Raw genomic sequence first — 16,370 nt, 5'->3', positions numbered from 1 at the left:
TGCATTTCCGGGTGCCGCGCGCCAGCTTCCCTCCTACCCGTCTCCCGCGACTTCTCCCATCCGTCCCGCCGCAGCGGGCAGCAAGCAAGGCATCCCCTCCATGGCCAGCGCTCTCACCGAAAAATTCTCCCGCCTCGTCAAGACGATGAGCGGCCAGGCGCGCATCACCGAAAGCAACGTGCAGGACATGCTGCGCGAAGTGCGCATGGCGTTGCTCGAAGCCGACGTGGCGCTGCCCGTGGTGCGCGACTTCGTCGCCCGCGTGAAGGAAAAGGCGCTCGGCCAGGAAGTGCTGGGCTCGCTCAAGCCGGGCCAGGCGCTGGTCGGCATCGTCAACCGCGAGCTCGCCGCCACCATGGGCGAGGGCGTCTCCGACATCAACCTCGCGGCCCAGCCGCCGGCGGTGATCCTGATGGCCGGCCTGCAGGGCGCCGGCAAGACCACCACCACCGCCAAGCTCGCCAAGCACCTGATCGAGAAGCGCAAGAAGAAGGTGCTCACGGTCTCGGGCGACGTCTACCGGCCCGCCGCCATCGAGCAGCTCAAGACCGTCACCAGGCAGGCCGGCGCCGAATGGTTCCCGAGCACGGCCGACCAGAAGCCGCTGGACATCGCGCGCGCCGCGCTCGACCACGCCAAGCGCCACTTCTTCGACGTGCTGCTGGTCGACACGGCCGGCCGGCTCGCGATCGACGAGGTGCTGATGGCCGAGATCCAGCAGCTGCACGGCGCGCTGAACCCGGTCGAGACCCTGTTCGTGGTCGACGCCATGCAGGGTCAGGACGCGATCAACACGGCGCGTGCCTTCAAGGAGGCGCTGCCGCTCACCGGCATCATCCTGACCAAGACCGACGGCGACTCGCGCGGCGGTGCGGCGCTGTCGGTGCGCCAGGTCACGGGCGTGCCGATCAAGTTCGCGGGCGTGAGCGAGAAGATCGACGGCCTCGAGGTGTTCGACGCCGAGCGCCATGCGGGCCGCATCCTGGGCATGGGCGACATCGTCGCGCTGGTCGAGCAGGTCACGGCCGGCGTCGACGTGGCGGCGGCGCAGAAGCTCGCGGCCAAGGTCAAGAGCGGCGCGGGCTTCGACCTCAACGACTTCCTCGGCCAGCTGCAGCAGATGAAGCAGATGGGCGGCCTCTCGAGCCTGATGGACAAGCTGCCCACGCAGATGGCGGCCAAGGCCAGCGAGGCCGACATGACGCGCGCCGAGCGCGACATCCGCCGCAAGGAAGGGATCATCCAGAGCATGACGCCGCTGGAGCGCCGCAAGCCCGAGCTGCTCAAGGCCACGCGCAAGCGCCGCATCGCGGCCGGCGCGGGCGTGCAGGTTCAGGAAGTGAACCGGCTGCTCAACGAGTTCGAGCAGATGCAGGGGATGATGAAGAAGATGAAGGGCGGCGGCCTCATGAAGATGATGAAGAAGATGGGCGGCATGAAGGGCATGGGCGGGATGGGTGGTCCCGGCGGGCCGAAGCTGCCGTTCTGAGCCGCGTACATATATAGAGAGATGGACGAAGCCCGCCGGGGACGACCCGGCGGGCTTCGTCGTTTTTTCAGGTCTGCACCTCGTAGACCGTCGCATGTGCCTCGATCGGCGTCGGCAGCTCCCAGCGGTGCAGCATGCGCTCGATGCCCGCGTTCGACAGCGTCGTGTCGCGCTCGCGATTGCGGCGCATCAGCTCGGCATGCGGCACCTCAAGGTACACCAGCTCGATGTGCGCGTGATAGGCCCACAGCAGGTCCAGCGTCTTGGTACGCATCTGCTGGCTCAGGTGGGTGGCGTTCCAGACGAAGTGTTCCTGCCTGCGCAGCAGCGCCTTCGCCTGGTCGACCGCATGGTGCGCGGCGAGCCCGTCGTTCTCGCCGTGCTTCAGGCCCAGCTCGGCGCGCGCATCGTCGAAGGACACGACCGGCCAACCCTTGCGCTGCTGTGCCACCCAGTGGTTCTTGCCGCTCGCGGGCAGGCCGCACATCACCGTCACGCGCGAGCCCGGGTTGTGGAACAGCGGGTAGTCGGGGCTGGTGTCGGCGCCGCGGAAGTAGGCCAGGCGCGTGTGGGCGTCGACCATCCGTCGCGGGCCGTCCCAGCAGCCTTCCTCCTGCGCGAGCTGCTCGAACAGCGCGATGTCGGCCAGGCTGTCGGAGCGCTTCTCGTAGTGCCGCCCCAGCATGTCGCAGCGCGCGACGCAGCACAGGTCGGGCAGGCTCAGCTCCCACGACAGCCGATGCACCAGCCGCTCGGGCCGCTCGCCCTTGCGCGAGGCGAAGGCATGGAACGGCAGCTGGTGCACCGCGACGATCCGGCACACGGCCTCGCGCAGCGCGAAGGGCACGCGCGCCTTCCACATCAGCACGCGCACATCGACCGCGCCGCGACGCGAATGGCCGGGCTGGCCGATGCGGCCGCTGGCCTCGTCGATCACCGTGGTGCCGGGCTTGGCGATGTCGTGCAGCAGGCAGGCCATGAACAGCACGAAGCGGCCGTCGGCATCGGCGCGCCGGTAGTGCTCGTCCTGCGCCAGCGCATCGAGCACCATGCGCGTGTGGATGCCGACGTTGCCCTCGGCGTGGTAGTACGGATCCTGCGGCGTTTCCTCGAGGCGCAGCAGGCCCGGCAGCAGTTCGCAGCAGCGTGCCCAGTCGGCGCCTGCGCCGGGCGCGGGCACCAGCGTGCGAAGTTCGTCGAAAGTCATCGCGGCCTCCCGGTGGTCGTGAGTTCGGCGGGATCGCGCAGCGTGCGCAGTCCCAGGTCGTGCCAGCCGAGCGACGGCACCGGCGCATGCAGGTCCGCGCCCGGTGCCAGCCGGTTGGGCAGCAGCGGCCGGCGGCTGTGGTGCGAGCCCGAGTCGAGGATGGTCTGGACGAAGTCCGGGCGCACCCACTTGTAGCGGCCCGTCACCTGGCCGTTCGACTCGGTCTTGAGATACAGGCCCTCGGCCAGGTCCGACAGGTCGGTCTGCTGCCGCGTCAGCGCGAGCGGCTGGCCCTCGTCGGCCACGGCCTGCTCGAAGGCCGAGCGCCAGTCGGTGCTGCGCGCGAGCGAAGGCCGCACGAGCGAACGCAGGGCCTTCGGCTGGCGTGGCATCGCGCCCTCGTAGAGCACGGGCACCGACAGCACCGGGCCGCCCGCGAGCAGCGCCTGCCGCGCCGGCGTCGAGAGAAAGCACTGCGCCTGGCGGTCGTAGAGATCGAACTCCAGGAAGAAGGCCGGCAGCCGGTCGTACCAGCAGCTGTGCTTGGCGAAGCACCATTCGCCGTACATCACGTAGCGATCCTCGAGCCGTTCGAGCAGCGCCGCCTCGTGCGTGGCGGCCCAGTGCTTGAACAGGTTGAACTGGCGCTCGCCGGCGCCGCCCGCGAGGTAGTGGCCGCGCGACTGCAGCAGCAGTTCGCCGGCCGCGCTGAACGACACGGCGGCGTTCGCGCCATCGAGCTTCTCCTCGATGACCACGTGCAGTCCGTGCAGCGCCGCCAGCGGCGTCTGGCCGTCATCGCTGTCGCCGGGCTGCAGCCGCGAGCCTTCGAGGTGCGCGGTCCGCGGGTACTTCAGCAGCGGCAGCGACGAGAGGGAGGAAGAAAGGGGAAACACGTTTGTTCTCCGGATGGAAACCAGGAAGAACCGACAACGTGCGGGAGCGAAGCTGAGAGAGATCGGGAGCGACTTCGACGGCCGCTGTTTCCAGCGAAGGGCCGTGTCCGGTCAGCGGATGCGCAGCTTGGCGCCCGACATGACCAGTGAAGTGGTGTTGTCGGCGTCAGAGGGTGGTGACGGCGAATCGGGGCACTTGGCACTCCAGGGGATCGGGAGGATCCGTGGGTTGAAAAAAGGAAGGCGCGATTCTAGGCGCGCCATGAAAAAAGCCGGCCCCTCGGGGCCGGCTTCGTGCGAGGCGTGTGGCGTGCGCGCGTCAGGCCGTGGCCAGCGCCGCGGGGCGCGAGAGGCGCAGCGCGTGCATCCAGGCGCGGCGCAGCACGGCCGGCGAACGCGATTCCTCGGGGATCAGCAGGAAGCCGCGGTCGCGCAGCGTGGTGCCCAGCGCGATCTGGCTGGTCAGCACGGTCAGCGGGATCGCCAGCAGCAGCGGCAGGCCGACCGGCATGAGCCACATCAGGGCGCTCGGGTCGATCATCGCGACGCCGACGGCCAGCAGTGCGATCACCAGCGTCATGGGGGCCAGCTGCGAGGCGGCGACCTTCCACGGCACGGCGGCGGCTTCGCGCGGGGGCGACTTCCAGTCGAGCTTGATGCCGGTGAGGGCGACCAGCACGAACAGCGAGTGGGCCAGCATGCGCACCGGGGCTTGCACGATCGCGAGACCACTTTCCATCACCGAGCTCTTGACCAGGCCCCACAGGCCGCCGAACTGGCGCTGCTCGCCGCGCATCAGCACGGCGGCGACGCCGAGCACGCGGGGCAGGAACAGCAGGCACAGGGTCCAGACCCAGAGGCCGGCGAGTTCGGCCGGCAGCACGCTCCAGCTCGAGATCAGGCTGGAACCGCTGAGCCACAGCGCGGTGCCCAGCGTCAGGAACGCGAGCCACAGCGGGGCGGAAACATAGGCCATGGTGCCGGTCACGAACATTGCGCGGTGCACCGAGTGGATGCCGGGCTCGGCCATCAGGCGGGCGTTCTGCAGGTTGCCCTGGCACCAGCGGCGGTCGCGCTGCAGCTCGGCCAGCAGGTCCGGCGGTTGCTGTTCGTAGCTGCCGACCAGGTCGGACACCAGCCACACGTGGTAGCCGGCACGGCGCATCAGCGCGGCTTCGACGAAGTCGTGCGACATGATGCCGCCCGACATGCCGCCGGTGCCCTTGATCGGGGCCAGCGCGCAGTGCTTCATGAAGGGCTCGACGCGGATGATCGCGTTGTGGCCCCAGTAGTGCGATTCGCCCAGTTGCCAGAACTGCATGCCCAGCGTGAACAGGCGGCCCGTCACGCGGGAGGCGAATTGCTGTGCGCGGGCATGCAGCGTCACGTGGCCGATGGCCTGGGTGGCGGTCTGGATGATGCCGGCGGTGGGGTTGGCTTCCATCAGCTTGACCATCGAGGTCAGGCAGTCGCCGCTCATCACGGAGTCGGCGTCGAGCACGACCATGTAGCGGTAGTCCTTGCCCCAGCGGCGGCAGAAGTCGGCCACGTTGCCGGCCTTGCGGTGCGTGCGGCGGGTGCGCAGGCGGTAGTAGACCTCGACCTGCGGCTGGTTCGGGCTGTCGGCCAGCGCGGCGCGCAGGTCTTCCCAGGCGGCGCGCTCGGCGGCGGCGGTCTCGGGGTTGTAGCTGTCGGACAGCACGAACACGTCGAACTGCTTCGCGTGGCCCGTGGCCGCGACCGATTCGCAGGTGGCGCGCAGGCCGGCGAACACGGTGGCCACGTCCTCGTTGCAGATCGGCATGATGATCGCGGTGCGGGCTTCCGGGTTCATCGGGTGGTTGGCCACCTGCTTCGCCGAGAGCGCGTGCTTGTCGCCGCGCACCGAGACGTAGAAGCCCATGAGGGCGGTCACGAAGCCGGTCACGACCCAGCCCGAGAGCAGGCCGTAGAGGCCGATCTGGCCGTATTCGAGCCAGACGTTGTCGTAGTCGGGCTGCACGCCCGCGAACAGCGTGGAAGCGACCACGGTGCTCAGCACGGTCAGCAGCATGAAGGCCAGGCGGCGCTGCGAGGCGGCGCGCTGCCACGGCTGCCTGGCTTCGGCCGGGGCGCTTTCGCGCTTGCCGCCGGCGCCCAGGCGGACCAGCAGGGCGGTGCCGAGGCTGTTCCAGAAACCGCGCCAGGGGCGCGGCGTCATCGAGCCGCGGTTGAGCGGGGGCGCGGTGACGGCGTTGGGATGGCGTTCCTCACGCACCGGGCTGCGGTGCGAGAAGTCGGAATCGGCCAGGACATTGAGTTGGGAGAAGTCGTTCGGCTTCATGGTGTTTACCAACGTTGCTTGTCGAGGGAGGAGGAGGTGTCGCCGATGGCCGGAAAGCGCTTGAAGACGCAATCGGTCGCGACGCCGCCGGCGCTGGCGAGCGCGGCTGGCGAATGGCCCGCGGCACGGGGCCGCGAGGCGGAAAACTGCTTTTGACGCAGGCCGTCGCGCTGCGGACGCAGTGCGAAAGATGGGCTGTTGAATGCTGTCATGCGACTACAGGGGCAAACCCTGTGCCAGCATGGAAAAGTGCTTTGGAATCAAGCACTTGGGCCACTTCGACCGGAATTTCCCGGGGCCGGAGGGCCAAAGGGGCCTCAAAACCCCCGTTTTTGTCGCCGAATCCCGACAGGCCTGCCGGCCCGCCGAAAAACACCCATATGAATCAACGACTTAGGGGCGTCGCTCGTCGGCGACACCCTCGCCACCGGCAGCGACAGCGTCGGCCTTGAAGTGGCCCGGAGTGAGCTCATGCTTCTGCAGCAGGCGGTAGAACTCCGTGCGGTTGCGGTCGGCCAGGCGGGCCGCGTCGGCGACGTTACCGTCCGTCAGTTTCAGCAGACCGACCAGGTATTCGCGCTCGAAGCGCTGCTTGGCCTCGGCATAGGTCTGGACCTCCACGGTCGGCACCCGCAGCGCCCGCTGCACCAGCGCCAGCGGGATCAGCGGCGAGCTCGACAGCGCGCAGACCTGCTCGACCACGTTGTAGAGCTGGCGCACGTTGCCGGGCCAGGCCGCGGTGGTCAGCGCCTTCAGCGCCTCGGGCGCGAAGCCCGACAGCCGCTTGCCGTACTTGGTCGAGAGCTTCTGCAGGAAGTGGTTGGCCAGCAGCGGGATGTCCTCGCGGCGCGCCGACAGCGGCGGCAGCGTCAGCGTCACCACGTTGAGCCGGTAGTAGAGGTCCTCGCGGAACTGGCCGGCTTCCATCGCGGCATCGAGGTCGCGGTGGGTGGCCGAGATGATGCGCACGTCGACCTCGATCGACTGGCTGGCGCCCAGCGGGCGCACCGCGCGCTCCTGCAGCACGCGCAGCAGCTTGACCTGCAGCGCGGGCGGCATGTCGCCGATCTCGTCGAGCAGCAGGGTGCCGCCGTCGGCCTGCTGGAACAGGCCCTTGTGGTTGGCGTGGGCGTCGGTGAAGGCGCCCTTCATGTGGCCGAACAGCTCCGACTCGAGCAGCGCCTCGGGAATGGCGCCGCAGTTGACCGCCACGAAGGGCTTGTCGGCGCGCGCGCTGGCCTTGTGGATGGCGCGCGCCAGCATCTCCTTGCCGGCGCCCGAGTCGCCGCGCAGCAGCACCGAGGCGTCGGACTTGGCGACCATGCGCGCTTCGGCCAGCAGCTCGGCCATGCGGTTGCTGCGGCTCACGATGTCGGCGCGCCAGCTGTCGTCGCCGGCCTTGCTCGGCACCGTGGCCGGCGCGCCCAGCGCGAGCGCCTGGGCGATCTTGTCGAGCAGCTCGCGCCCGTCGTAGGGCTTGGTGAGGTAGGTGAAGACGCCGCGCGCGGTGGCTTCCACCGCGTCGGGTATGGTGCCGTGCGCGGTCAGCAGGATCACCGGCAGCGAGGGATGGCGCTTGCGGATCTCATCGAACAGCGCCAGGCCGTCGCGCCCGGGCAGGCGCACGTCGCTGAGCACCAGTTGCGGATGCTCGATCTCGAGCTGCGTGAGCGCCGTCTCGGCCGAGGTCACGGCCGTGACCTGGTAGCCCGCCGAACTCAGCCGCATCGACAGCAGCCGCAGCATGTCCGGATCGTCGTCGACGACCAGGAGGCGGGCGCCCGAAGTACTCATGGGGTGGACCTGCTTCCGTTCGGTGCCGAGGCCGGGGCCGCGGGCGTGTTGGGCCGCGCGAAGCTGCGCTCGATGGCGCGCAGGGCTTCGATGCGGTCGTTGAGCTGATCGATGCGGCGTTGGCTGTCGCGCAGCTGCTGCACCTGCTTGTCGCGGTCGTCCTCGACGCGGCGCTGTTCGACGTAGCGCGCGGCCAGCGCGCGCGCCAGCGGCTGCAACTGCTGGGCCTCGGGCGCGGGATTGGCGATCACGCGCTGCAGCAGGCCCAGCGCGCGCGCCAGGTCGGCCGGCACGCGGGTCTGCGAGAGCAGGATCGCGAGCTGCATCTGCGCCGTGGGCGCGTCGCCGGGGTCGCCCAGGCGCTGGATCTCGGCGCTGAGTTCGCCGCCGTTGAGCGGGCGCACCTTGTCGGCGTAGGCCAGCATGGCGGCCACCGGGCCCTGGGTCATCAGCGTGAACAGCGAGGCCGGCTGGGTGGCCGGCGCTTTCGGCTCGGCCTCGACCGGCATCACGCGCGGCAGCACCGGCGGCGGCGGCAGCGCATCGGCCTCCGCGGGCGGCTTGGGCGGCGCGCTGCAGGCGACCAGCAGCAGGAGCCACGGCGCGGCCAGCGCAGCCAGTGCGCGGGTGGCGGTGGAGGGGCGTACGGACGAAAAAGACATGGACGAGGAAGGACGACGCGGGGCGTTGGCGATGGCTACGGGGAGGTGGGGGCGCCGGGAAGCTCAGGCCGTGCGCGGCAGCTCGATGCGGAAACGCGCGCCGGGCCCCTCGGGCAGCAGGGCGATGCGGCCCCCATGGGCTGCAATGTACTCCTGCACGATGGAAAGTCCGATGCCCGTGCCCTTGACCGCGTGTTCCGGTTGGCGTTCGCCGCGGTAGAAGGGCTCGAAGATGCGGTCGCGGTCGCCCTCGGCGATGCCCGGGCCGGCGTCGTTGACGTCGATGCGCACCGCCTCGGGCGTGCCCGAGACCGCGAGCGTGATGGTGCCGCCGCGCGCCGAGAAGCGGATCGCGTTCGACAGCAGGTTGGCGATCGCGGTGCCGAGCTTGGTGCGGTCCACCGTGAGCGCGATGCGCTCGCCCTCGGCGCGCACCGTGAGGCCGTGGGCCTGCCACTGCAGCCGCTGCGACTCGATCTGCTCCTCGATCAGCGGCAGCAGGTCGGTGCGCTCGCGGCGCAGCTCGCGCGCCTCGAAGGCGGCCGCGTTGAAGCGCAGCAGCGCCTCGATCTGGCCCTGCAGCGCCACCGTGTTCTGGTTCAGGATCTGCGCCACCTCGAGCTGCGCCGGGTTCAGCGCGCCGGTCACGCCGTCCTCCAGCAGCGACACGCCCTCGCGCAGCGCCGCCAGCGGCGTCTTGAGTTCGTGCGAGACGTGGCGCAGGAAGCGCGCCTTGTCGGCATCGAGCTCGGTCAGCCGCAGCCGCAGCCATTCGAGCTGCTGCGACACGCGCCGCACGTCGGCCGGCCCGCGGATGTCGATCGGCTCGTCGAGCCGGTTCTGGCCCAGGCCGACGATGGCGTGCTCCAGCCGCTTGAACGGCCGCGCCAGCCAGATGCCGAAGGCCAGCGCCAGCGACACCGCGAGCACGCTGGCCGCGACCACCTCGCGCATCAGCCGGCGGCGCGCGTTCTCGATGCGCTTGGACAGCGCGTCGTTCTGCATCTCGATCAGGAACTGGGCCTGCTGCGCGATGTTGGTGTTGAGCGCGTCGAGGTCGCGGAACTGCATCGCCATCGTGCTCTCGCGCTGCAGCGCGCTGTCGGCGCTGCCGCTCATCAGGCCCTCGATCACGCCGAGCTGGGTGCGCCAGGCCTCGGTGCTGGCGGGCGCCAGGCCGTTCTTCTCGAGCCGCTCGAGCACGCCATGGGCCTCGCGCGCGGCATCGTCGAAGCGGCGCCGCAGCACCGAATCGTTGAGCACCAGCGACTGGCGCCCGGCACGCTCCATCGCCGCGCTGCGCTCGGCCAGCGACTGCGCCGCGCCCGACAGCCGCAGCGCGCGCGCCGCGGCGTCGCGGCTTTGCGTCATCAATGTGTCGTACTGCAGCACCGAGCGCAGCGCCACGCCCACCAGCAGCGCGGTGATCAGCAGGAAGGCGAACAGCAGGAGCTGCTGGAACGAGCCCCGTATCGATCGCTTCGCCATCAGGCGAGCGCCCCGGCGGCGGACGCGCTCTCGCGCGTGGGCACTTCGCCGCGCAGCGTGTAGGCCAGCGAGCGCGTGATGCGGATGTCGGTCATTTGGCCCACGAGCCGTGCGTCGCCCTCGAAGTTGACGACCCGGTTGCAGGCCGTGCGGCCCATCAGCTCGCTCGCGTCGCGGCGCGAGGCGCCTTCCACCAGCACGCGCTGGGTGCTGCCCACCAGCGCTTCGCCGAAGCGCTTCACGTTGCCGTCGATCACGGCCTGCAGCTTCTGCAGCCGCGCCAGCTTGACCTCGTGCGGCGTGTCGTCGTGCAGCGCGGCGGCCGGCGTGCCGGGGCGCGGGCTGAAGATGAAGCTGAAGCTGGCGTCGAACTGGCAGTCGTCGATCAGCTTCATCATCTTGTCGAAGTCGGCCTCGGTCTCGCCGGGGAAGCCGACGATGAAGTCGCTCGACAGCGCGAGCTCGGGCCGGATCGCGCGCAGCTTGCGCACCGTGCTCTTGTATTCCATGGCGGTGTAGCCGCGCTTCATTGCCATCAGGATGCGGTCGCTGCCGTGCTGCACCGGCAGGTGCAGGTGGCTCACGAGCTGCGGCACCCTGGCATAGGCCTCGATCAGCCGCGGCGTGAACTCGTTCGGATGGCTGGTGGTGTAGCGGATGCGCTCGATGCCGGGGATCTCGGCCACGTACTCGATCAGCAGCGCGAAGTCGGCGATCTCGGCCGTGTCGCCCATGCGGCCGCGGTAGGCATTGACGTTCTGGCCCAGCAGCGTGACCTCGCGCACGCCCTGGTCGGCCAGGCCGGCGATCTCGACCAGCACGTCGTCGAGCGGCCGGTTGACTTCCTCGCCGCGCGTGTAGGGCACCACGCAGTAGCTGCAGTACTTGGAGCAGCCTTCCATGATCGACACGAAGGCGGTGGCGCCTTCCACGCGCGCGGGCGGCAGGTGGTCGAACTTCTCGATCTCGGGAAAGCTGATGTCGACCTGCGGGCGGTCGAGCCGCTCGCGCTCGGCCAGCATTTCGGGCAGCCGGTGCAGGGTCTGCGGGCCGAACACGATGTCGACGTAGGACGCGCGCGCGATGATGGCGTTGCCCTCCTGGCTGGCCACGCAGCCGCCGACGCCGATCTTCACGCCGCGCGCCTTCAGGTGCTTGACGCGGCCCAGGTCGGAGAACACCTTCTCCTGCGCCTTCTCGCGCACCGAGCAGGTGTTGAACAGGATCAGGTCGGCCTCGTCGACGTTCTGCGTCGGCTCGTAGCCCTGGGCCGCGTTGAGCACGTCGGCCATCTTGTCCGAGTCGTACTCGTTCATCTGGCAGCCGAAGGTTTTGATGAAGACTTTCTTGGCGGTCATGGGGAGCTCTTCTATATGGGAGGGGCCCTCGTCTTGCGGAGGGCCGGGCGGACACGGGGCTTTCGTGGCGAAAGCGGCGGGGCGTGTCCGCGAGAGGAATGCCGGTGCGGCCGAGGGCCTGCGGGCGAGATGCCTACTGCGTGTTGACCGTGTCGTTCTGCACGAAGGGCCAGATGTTGAGGAAGGGCTTGTTCAGCGATTCGCGGCTGGCGGTGGCTTCGTCGGGCGTGAGGATCCAGACCTCGCGCAGCATGCCGGCGGCATCGCGCGTGTAGTTGACCAGCAGGTTCTGGCCGACGATCGCGCCGCTCATCACCAGCATGTTCTGGCCGCTGCGGATGCGCGCGCCGGGCGCGAGCCGGTCGGCGCGGCCGTCGAGCATCACGTCGTTGCCGTCGATCACGCGGAACTTGCCGCGCAGGGTGCCGACCGGGAAATTGCGCCCGCCGACCAGCGATTCGTTCTGGGTCTGCGGCCGGGGCACCGCGTCCTGCGCGCTCGCCTGGAGCGGGAAGAAGCTGGAAGTGGCTGCCAGCGTTGCGCAGGCTGCTATGAAATGAAGAGCGTTCGTGGGTGTCTTGCAGCGGTTCATGGGGTTCATCCAGAGGCTGTGGAGCGGGGATTCTAGCGAGCGGGGTGCCTGTCCATCCGTGCTTATCCCGACCGTTTTTACCGGGCGCGGCGCCCTGGCCTTTACTTTTCTTTACGGTGCGGATGGACACTCGGAACCCCCCGCGATCCAATAGCCGCTGTCAGCCCAAAGTGCACAAAAACCCATGAAGAAGAACGCAGTCATCGCCCTCGTGGGCGTGTCGATCGTCGCCGCCGCGGGATGGTGGTGGAGCGGCTCGGGCGAGCGCGCCGCGGCGAAGAGCGCCAAGGGGCCGGCCGCCGCGCCGACCGCGCTGGTCACGCTCGCCACCGCCGTGCGCCAGGACGTGCCGGTCACGGTGCAGGTCAACGGCAGCGTGGTCTCGCTCAACAGCGTGGACCTGCGACCGCAGGTGACCAACACGGTCGACGTGGTGCACGTGAAGGAAGGCCAGTTCGTGAAGCAGGGTCAACTGCTCTTCACGCTCGACGACCGCAACGACCAGGCCAACCTGGCGCGCGCCCAGGCCCAGCAGAAGCGCGACGAGGCCACGCTGGCCGACCTCGAGCGCCAGTACAAGCGCAGCCAGGAATTGCTGGCGCAGAACTTCATCTCCAAGAGCGCGACCGATGCCACGCTGTCGCAGCTCGAGGCGCAGCGCGCGGCGGTCGCGGCCGACCGCGCCGCGGTGCAGTCGGCCCAGGTGGCGCTGAGCTACACCAAGCTGCATGCGCCGATCGCGGGCCGCATCGGCGCCGTCAACATCTACCCGGGCACGCTGGTGCAGCCCACGCTGTCGCTGGTCACCGTCACGCAGCTCGATCCGATCGCCGTGAGCTTCCCCGTGCCCGAGGCCAACCTGCAGGACCTGCTGGCCGCCGCGCGCACCCGCTCGCGCGTCGAGGCCGTGGTCACGGGCCGCAAGGACACGCTGCAGGGCACGCTCAACTTCGTCGACAACACGGTCGACCCGCAGATCGGCACCGTGCGCGCCAAGGCCGTGTTCGACAACGCCGACCAGAGCCTGTGGCCCGGCCAGTTCGTCGGCACCCGCATCACGGTGCGCACGCTCGAGGGCGTCACGGTGGTGCCGGCGGCGGCGCTGATGATGCTGCCCGAGGGCACCTCGCTCTACGTGGTCGACAAGGAGCGCAACGCGAGCCGCCGCAAGGTGAAGACGCTGCACACCTTCGGCACCAAGGTCGCGGTCAGCGGCGTCGAGCCGGGCGAGCAGGTCGTGATCGAGGGCAGCCAGAACGTGCGGCCCAACGGCAAGGTGCGCGTCGACGACAAGCCGCGCGGCGACGCGCCCGCGACCCCGGCCGCGCCCGGCGGCACCACGGGCGTGACACCAGGCAGCGCGGCGTCGTCCGATGGCGTCGACATCCGGTCGACGCAGCGGGAACGCGCATGAACATTTCCGAGCTGTGCATCCGCCGTCCCGCGATGACGGTGCTGCTGTCCGCGGCCGTCGTGGTGGTGGGCATCTTCGCCTACTTCAGCATCCCGGTCGCCGCGCTGCCCAGCTACAACACGCCCGTCATCAACGTCAATGCGCAGCTGCCGGGCGCCAGTCCCGACACCATGGCGAGCTCGGTCGCGCTGCCGCTCGAGAAGCAGTTCTCGACCATCCCGGGTCTGCAGACCATCAGCTCGGTCAACACGCAGGGCGTGACCTCGCTCACGCTCGAGTTCGTCAGCAGCCGCGACATCGACGCCGCCGCGGTCGACGTGCAGGCCGCGCTCCTGCGCGCGCAGCGCCAGCTGCCGCAGGAGCTCACGCAGCTGCCCTCGTACCGCAAGGTCAACCCGGCCGACGCGCCGGTGCTGTTCATCGCGCTGATCTCGCCGTCGATGAATCCCTCGGAGCTCAACGACTACGCCGAGAACCTGATCTCGCCCACGCTCTCGACCATCGACGGCGTGGCGCAGGTGGGCGTGTACGGCCGCAAGGCCTTCGCGGTGCGCATCAAGGCCAACGCCGACCTGCTCAACGCGCGCAACATCACGCTCGACGAGCTCGCGCGCGCGGTCAACTCGGCCAATGCCAACACGCCGGTCGGCGTGCTCGACGGCCCGCGCCAGACGCTCACCATCCAGGCCAACCAGCAGCTCACGCGCGCGGCCGACTTCGCCAAGCTGATCGTCGGCCAGCGCAACGGCGCACCGGTGCGGCTCGACGAGGTCGCGACCATCGAGGACAGCTTCGAGTCGGTCAAGACCGCCAGCAGCTTCAACGGCCAGAGCTCGATCTCGCTGGCCGTGCAGCGCCAGCCCAATGCCAACACGGTGCAGGTGGTCGACGCGGTGCGCGCGCTGATCCCGCGCTTCAAGGCCGAGCTGCCGCAGTCGGTCGAGATCCAGATGGTCAACGACCGCTCGCTGTCGATCCGCGAGGCGGTGCACGACGTGCAGCTCACCCTGCTGGGCACCATCGCGCTGGTGGTGCTGGTGATCTTCCTGTTCCTGCACCGGCTGGTCGCCACGCTGATCCCGGCCGCCACCATCCCGATCTCGCTGATCGGCGCGGTGGCGCTGCTCTATGCCTTCGGCTACAGCCTCGACAACGTCTCGCTCCTGGGCATCACGCTGGCCGTGGGCCTGGTGGTGGACGACGCCATCGTGGTGCTCGAGAACATCATGCGCTACGTCGAGAAGGGCATGGACCCGCTGGCGGCCTCGCTGCGCGGCGCGCGCGAGGTGGGCTTCACCATCGTCTCGATCTCGATCTCGCTGGTGGCGGTGTTCATCCCGATCTTCTTCATGCCGGGCGTGATCGGCCTCCTGTTCCACGAGTTCGCGGTGGTGGTGGCGCTGGCGGTGCTGGTGTCGGCCATCGTCTCGCTGACCCTGGTGCCGATGCTCGCGAGCCGGCTGCTCAAGCAGGTGCCGCGGCCCGAGGGCGGCGCGCGCCACGACCATGAAGAGGAGCATCCCGAGCCCGGCACCGCGATCGGCCGCGCCTTCGAGCGCGGCTACCGCTGGGTGCACGGCAGCTACATGCGCACGCTCGACTGGACCCTGGCGCACCGCGGGCTGATGCTGCTGATGGCCGGCGCCACCTTCGTGGTCACGGCCTGGCTGTTCATCACGATCCCCAAGGGCTTCTTCCCCGAGGAGGACATCGGCCAGATCCAGATCACGACCGAGGCCGCCGAGGACATCTCCTTCACCGCCATGAAGGCGCTGCAGGACCGCGTGTCCGACGCGCTGATGGCCGACCCCAGCGTCGACTACGTGAGCTCCTTCGTCGGCGTGGGCGGCCCCACGGCCACGCAGAACTCGGGCCGGCTGTTCGCGGTGCTCAAGGCGCGCGGCGAGCGGCCGAAGATGTCGAAGGTGCTCGAGTCGCTGCGCCAGCGCTTCCGCGAGATTCCCGGCATCGCCGTCTACATGCAGCCGGTGCAGAACCTGCGCCTGGGCGGGCGCCAGAGCAAGGCGCGCTTCCAGTACACGCTGCAGAGCGTGAACGCCGGCGAGATGGTGCCCTGGGCCACGCGGCTGATGGAACGCATGCGCGCCGACCCCGACTTCCGCGACGTCACCAGCGATTCGCAGAACCGCGGCCTGCAGGCCACGCTGAAGATCGACCGCGACAAGGCCGGCGTGCTCGGCGTGGCCGTGGGCGACCTGCGCACCGCGCTCTACAACGCCTACGGCGACCGCCAGATCGGCAGCATCTACGCGGCCAGCAACACCTACCAGGTGATCCTCTCGGCGGCCGACAACGACCGGCAGTTCGAGGACGACGTCTCGCGCCTGTCGGTGCGCAGCACCACCGGCCGGCTGGTGCCGCTGTCGGCCTTCTCGAGCATCGAGCGCACCGTGGGCCCGACCTCGGTCAACCACCAGGGCCAGCTGCAGGCGGTGACGGTGTCGTTCAACCTCGGGCCCGACGTGCCGCTGGGCAACGCCACCGCCAAGATCGACCGCTTCAAGGAAGAGCTCAAGATGCCGCAGTCGATCATCACCACCTACGGGGGCGATGCCGCGGTGTTCCAGAGCTCGCAGTCCAGCCAGGCCGTGCTGCTGGTGCTCGCGGTGCTGGTCATCTACGTGCTGCTGGGCGTGCTCTACGAGAGCTACATCCACCCGATCACGATCCTCGCGGGCCTGCCCTCGGCGGCGGTGGGCGCGCTGATCTCGCTGAAGATCTTCGGCTTCGACCTGACGCTGATCGCGACCATCGGCATCCTGCTTCTGATCGGCATCGTGAAGAAGAACGCGATCATGATGATCGACTTCGCGCTCGACGCGCAGCGCACCGAGGGCCTGCAGCCGGTGGAGGCGATCCGCGAGGCCTGCCGGCTGCGCTTCCGCCCGATCCTGATGACCACGCTGGCCGCGCTGATGGGCGCGCTGCCGCTCGCGCTGGGCCTGGGCGCCGGCGCCGAGCTGCGCCAGCCGCTGGGCGTGGCGGTGGTGGGCGGGCTGATCTTCTCGCAGGTGATCACGCTCTACATCACGCCCGCGATCTACCTCGCGCTCGACCGCTACAGCGGCAGCGGGCCGATGGTCGACCTGCCGAAGGAAGCGCAGGCCGAGGTCTCGCACGCCTGAG

General features: G+C 69.5%; 12 protein-coding genes. 3 read left to right on the top strand and 9 right to left on the bottom strand.

From position 1 onward, the window contains the following. Positions 1-100: 100 nt before the first annotated feature. Positions 101-1,489 (top strand): signal recognition particle protein, encoded by a 1,389-nt coding sequence (gene ffh, locus KV106_RS17190; RefSeq protein WP_261211284.1) that lies wholly within the window; start codon positions 101-103, stop codon positions 1,487-1,489. A 67-nt stretch (positions 1,490-1,556) separates the two neighbouring features. Here the strand turns inward: ffh and KV106_RS17185 are convergent, their stop codons facing one another. The 9 genes from KV106_RS17185 to KV106_RS17145 all read right to left on the bottom strand — a co-directional run bounded on the left by KV106_RS17185 (position 1,557) and on the right by KV106_RS17145 (position 11,809). Then, on the bottom strand, positions 1,557-2,696 hold the full coding sequence (locus tag KV106_RS17185) for an AAA family ATPase (RefSeq protein WP_261211282.1): 1,140 nt from the start codon (positions 2,694-2,696) through the stop codon (positions 1,557-1,559). Beyond that, a complete protein-coding gene (locus tag KV106_RS17180; protein WP_261211280.1) occupies positions 2,693-3,592 on the bottom strand; it encodes an RNA ligase family protein in 900 nt (299 codons plus the stop codon). The genes KV106_RS17185 and KV106_RS17180 overlap by 4 nt, the downstream gene beginning before the upstream one ends. 319 nt (positions 3,593-3,911) lie before the next feature. Continuing rightward, positions 3,912-5,915: a glucans biosynthesis glucosyltransferase MdoH gene (gene mdoH / locus KV106_RS17175; protein WP_057591127.1), complete on the bottom strand. Its 2,004-nt coding sequence runs from the start codon at positions 5,913-5,915 to the stop codon at positions 3,912-3,914. Between the two features lie 5 nt (positions 5,916-5,920). Further along, positions 5,921-6,127 (bottom strand): hypothetical protein, encoded by a 207-nt coding sequence (locus KV106_RS17170; protein ID WP_057591126.1) that lies wholly within the window; start codon positions 6,125-6,127, stop codon positions 5,921-5,923. Between the two features lie 181 nt (positions 6,128-6,308). Continuing rightward, positions 6,309-7,709, bottom strand: coding sequence for a sigma 54-interacting transcriptional regulator (locus KV106_RS17165; protein WP_057591125.1), 1,401 nt, complete (start codon positions 7,707-7,709; stop codon positions 6,309-6,311). Then, positions 7,706-8,371: a hypothetical protein gene (locus tag KV106_RS17160; RefSeq protein WP_261211277.1), complete on the bottom strand. Its 666-nt coding sequence runs from the start codon at positions 8,369-8,371 to the stop codon at positions 7,706-7,708. Before KV106_RS17160 ends, KV106_RS17165 begins: the two co-directional genes overlap by 4 nt. 63 nt (positions 8,372-8,434) lie before the next feature. Further along, the gene (locus KV106_RS17155; protein ID WP_057591123.1) at positions 8,435-9,859 is read right to left on the bottom strand and encodes a sensor histidine kinase; all 1,425 of its coding nucleotides are present in this window, start codon (positions 9,857-9,859) and stop codon (positions 8,435-8,437) included. Then, positions 9,859-11,217 (bottom strand): tRNA (N6-isopentenyl adenosine(37)-C2)-methylthiotransferase MiaB, encoded by a 1,359-nt coding sequence (gene miaB, locus KV106_RS17150; RefSeq protein ID WP_261211276.1) that lies wholly within the window; start codon positions 11,215-11,217, stop codon positions 9,859-9,861. Before miaB ends, KV106_RS17155 begins: the two co-directional genes overlap by 1 nt. Positions 11,218-11,350: 133 nt before the next feature. Beyond that, the gene (locus KV106_RS17145; protein ID WP_057591121.1) at positions 11,351-11,809 is read right to left on the bottom strand and encodes a hypothetical protein; all 459 of its coding nucleotides are present in this window, start codon (positions 11,807-11,809) and stop codon (positions 11,351-11,353) included. 184 nt (positions 11,810-11,993) lie between these two features. Here KV106_RS17145 and KV106_RS17140 point away from each other — a divergent pair, with 184 nt between their 5' ends. Both KV106_RS17140 and KV106_RS17135 read left to right on the top strand, forming a co-directional pair. Beyond that, positions 11,994-13,223, top strand: coding sequence for an efflux RND transporter periplasmic adaptor subunit (locus KV106_RS17140; RefSeq protein ID WP_082321631.1), 1,230 nt, complete (start codon positions 11,994-11,996; stop codon positions 13,221-13,223). Further along, a complete protein-coding gene (locus tag KV106_RS17135) occupies positions 13,220-16,369 on the top strand; it encodes an efflux RND transporter permease subunit (RefSeq protein WP_057591120.1) in 3,150 nt (1,049 codons plus the stop codon). The genes KV106_RS17140 and KV106_RS17135 overlap by 4 nt, the downstream gene beginning before the upstream one ends. The last annotated feature ends 1 nt before the right edge of the window (position 16,370 follow it).

Source organism: Variovorax endophyticus (genome assembly GCF_025376855.1).
GTDB lineage: Bacteria > Pseudomonadota > Gammaproteobacteria > Burkholderiales > Burkholderiaceae_C > Variovorax.
The sequence above is the reverse complement of the archived record's forward strand: the minus strand, read 5'-3'. Positions and strand labels throughout refer to the sequence as shown.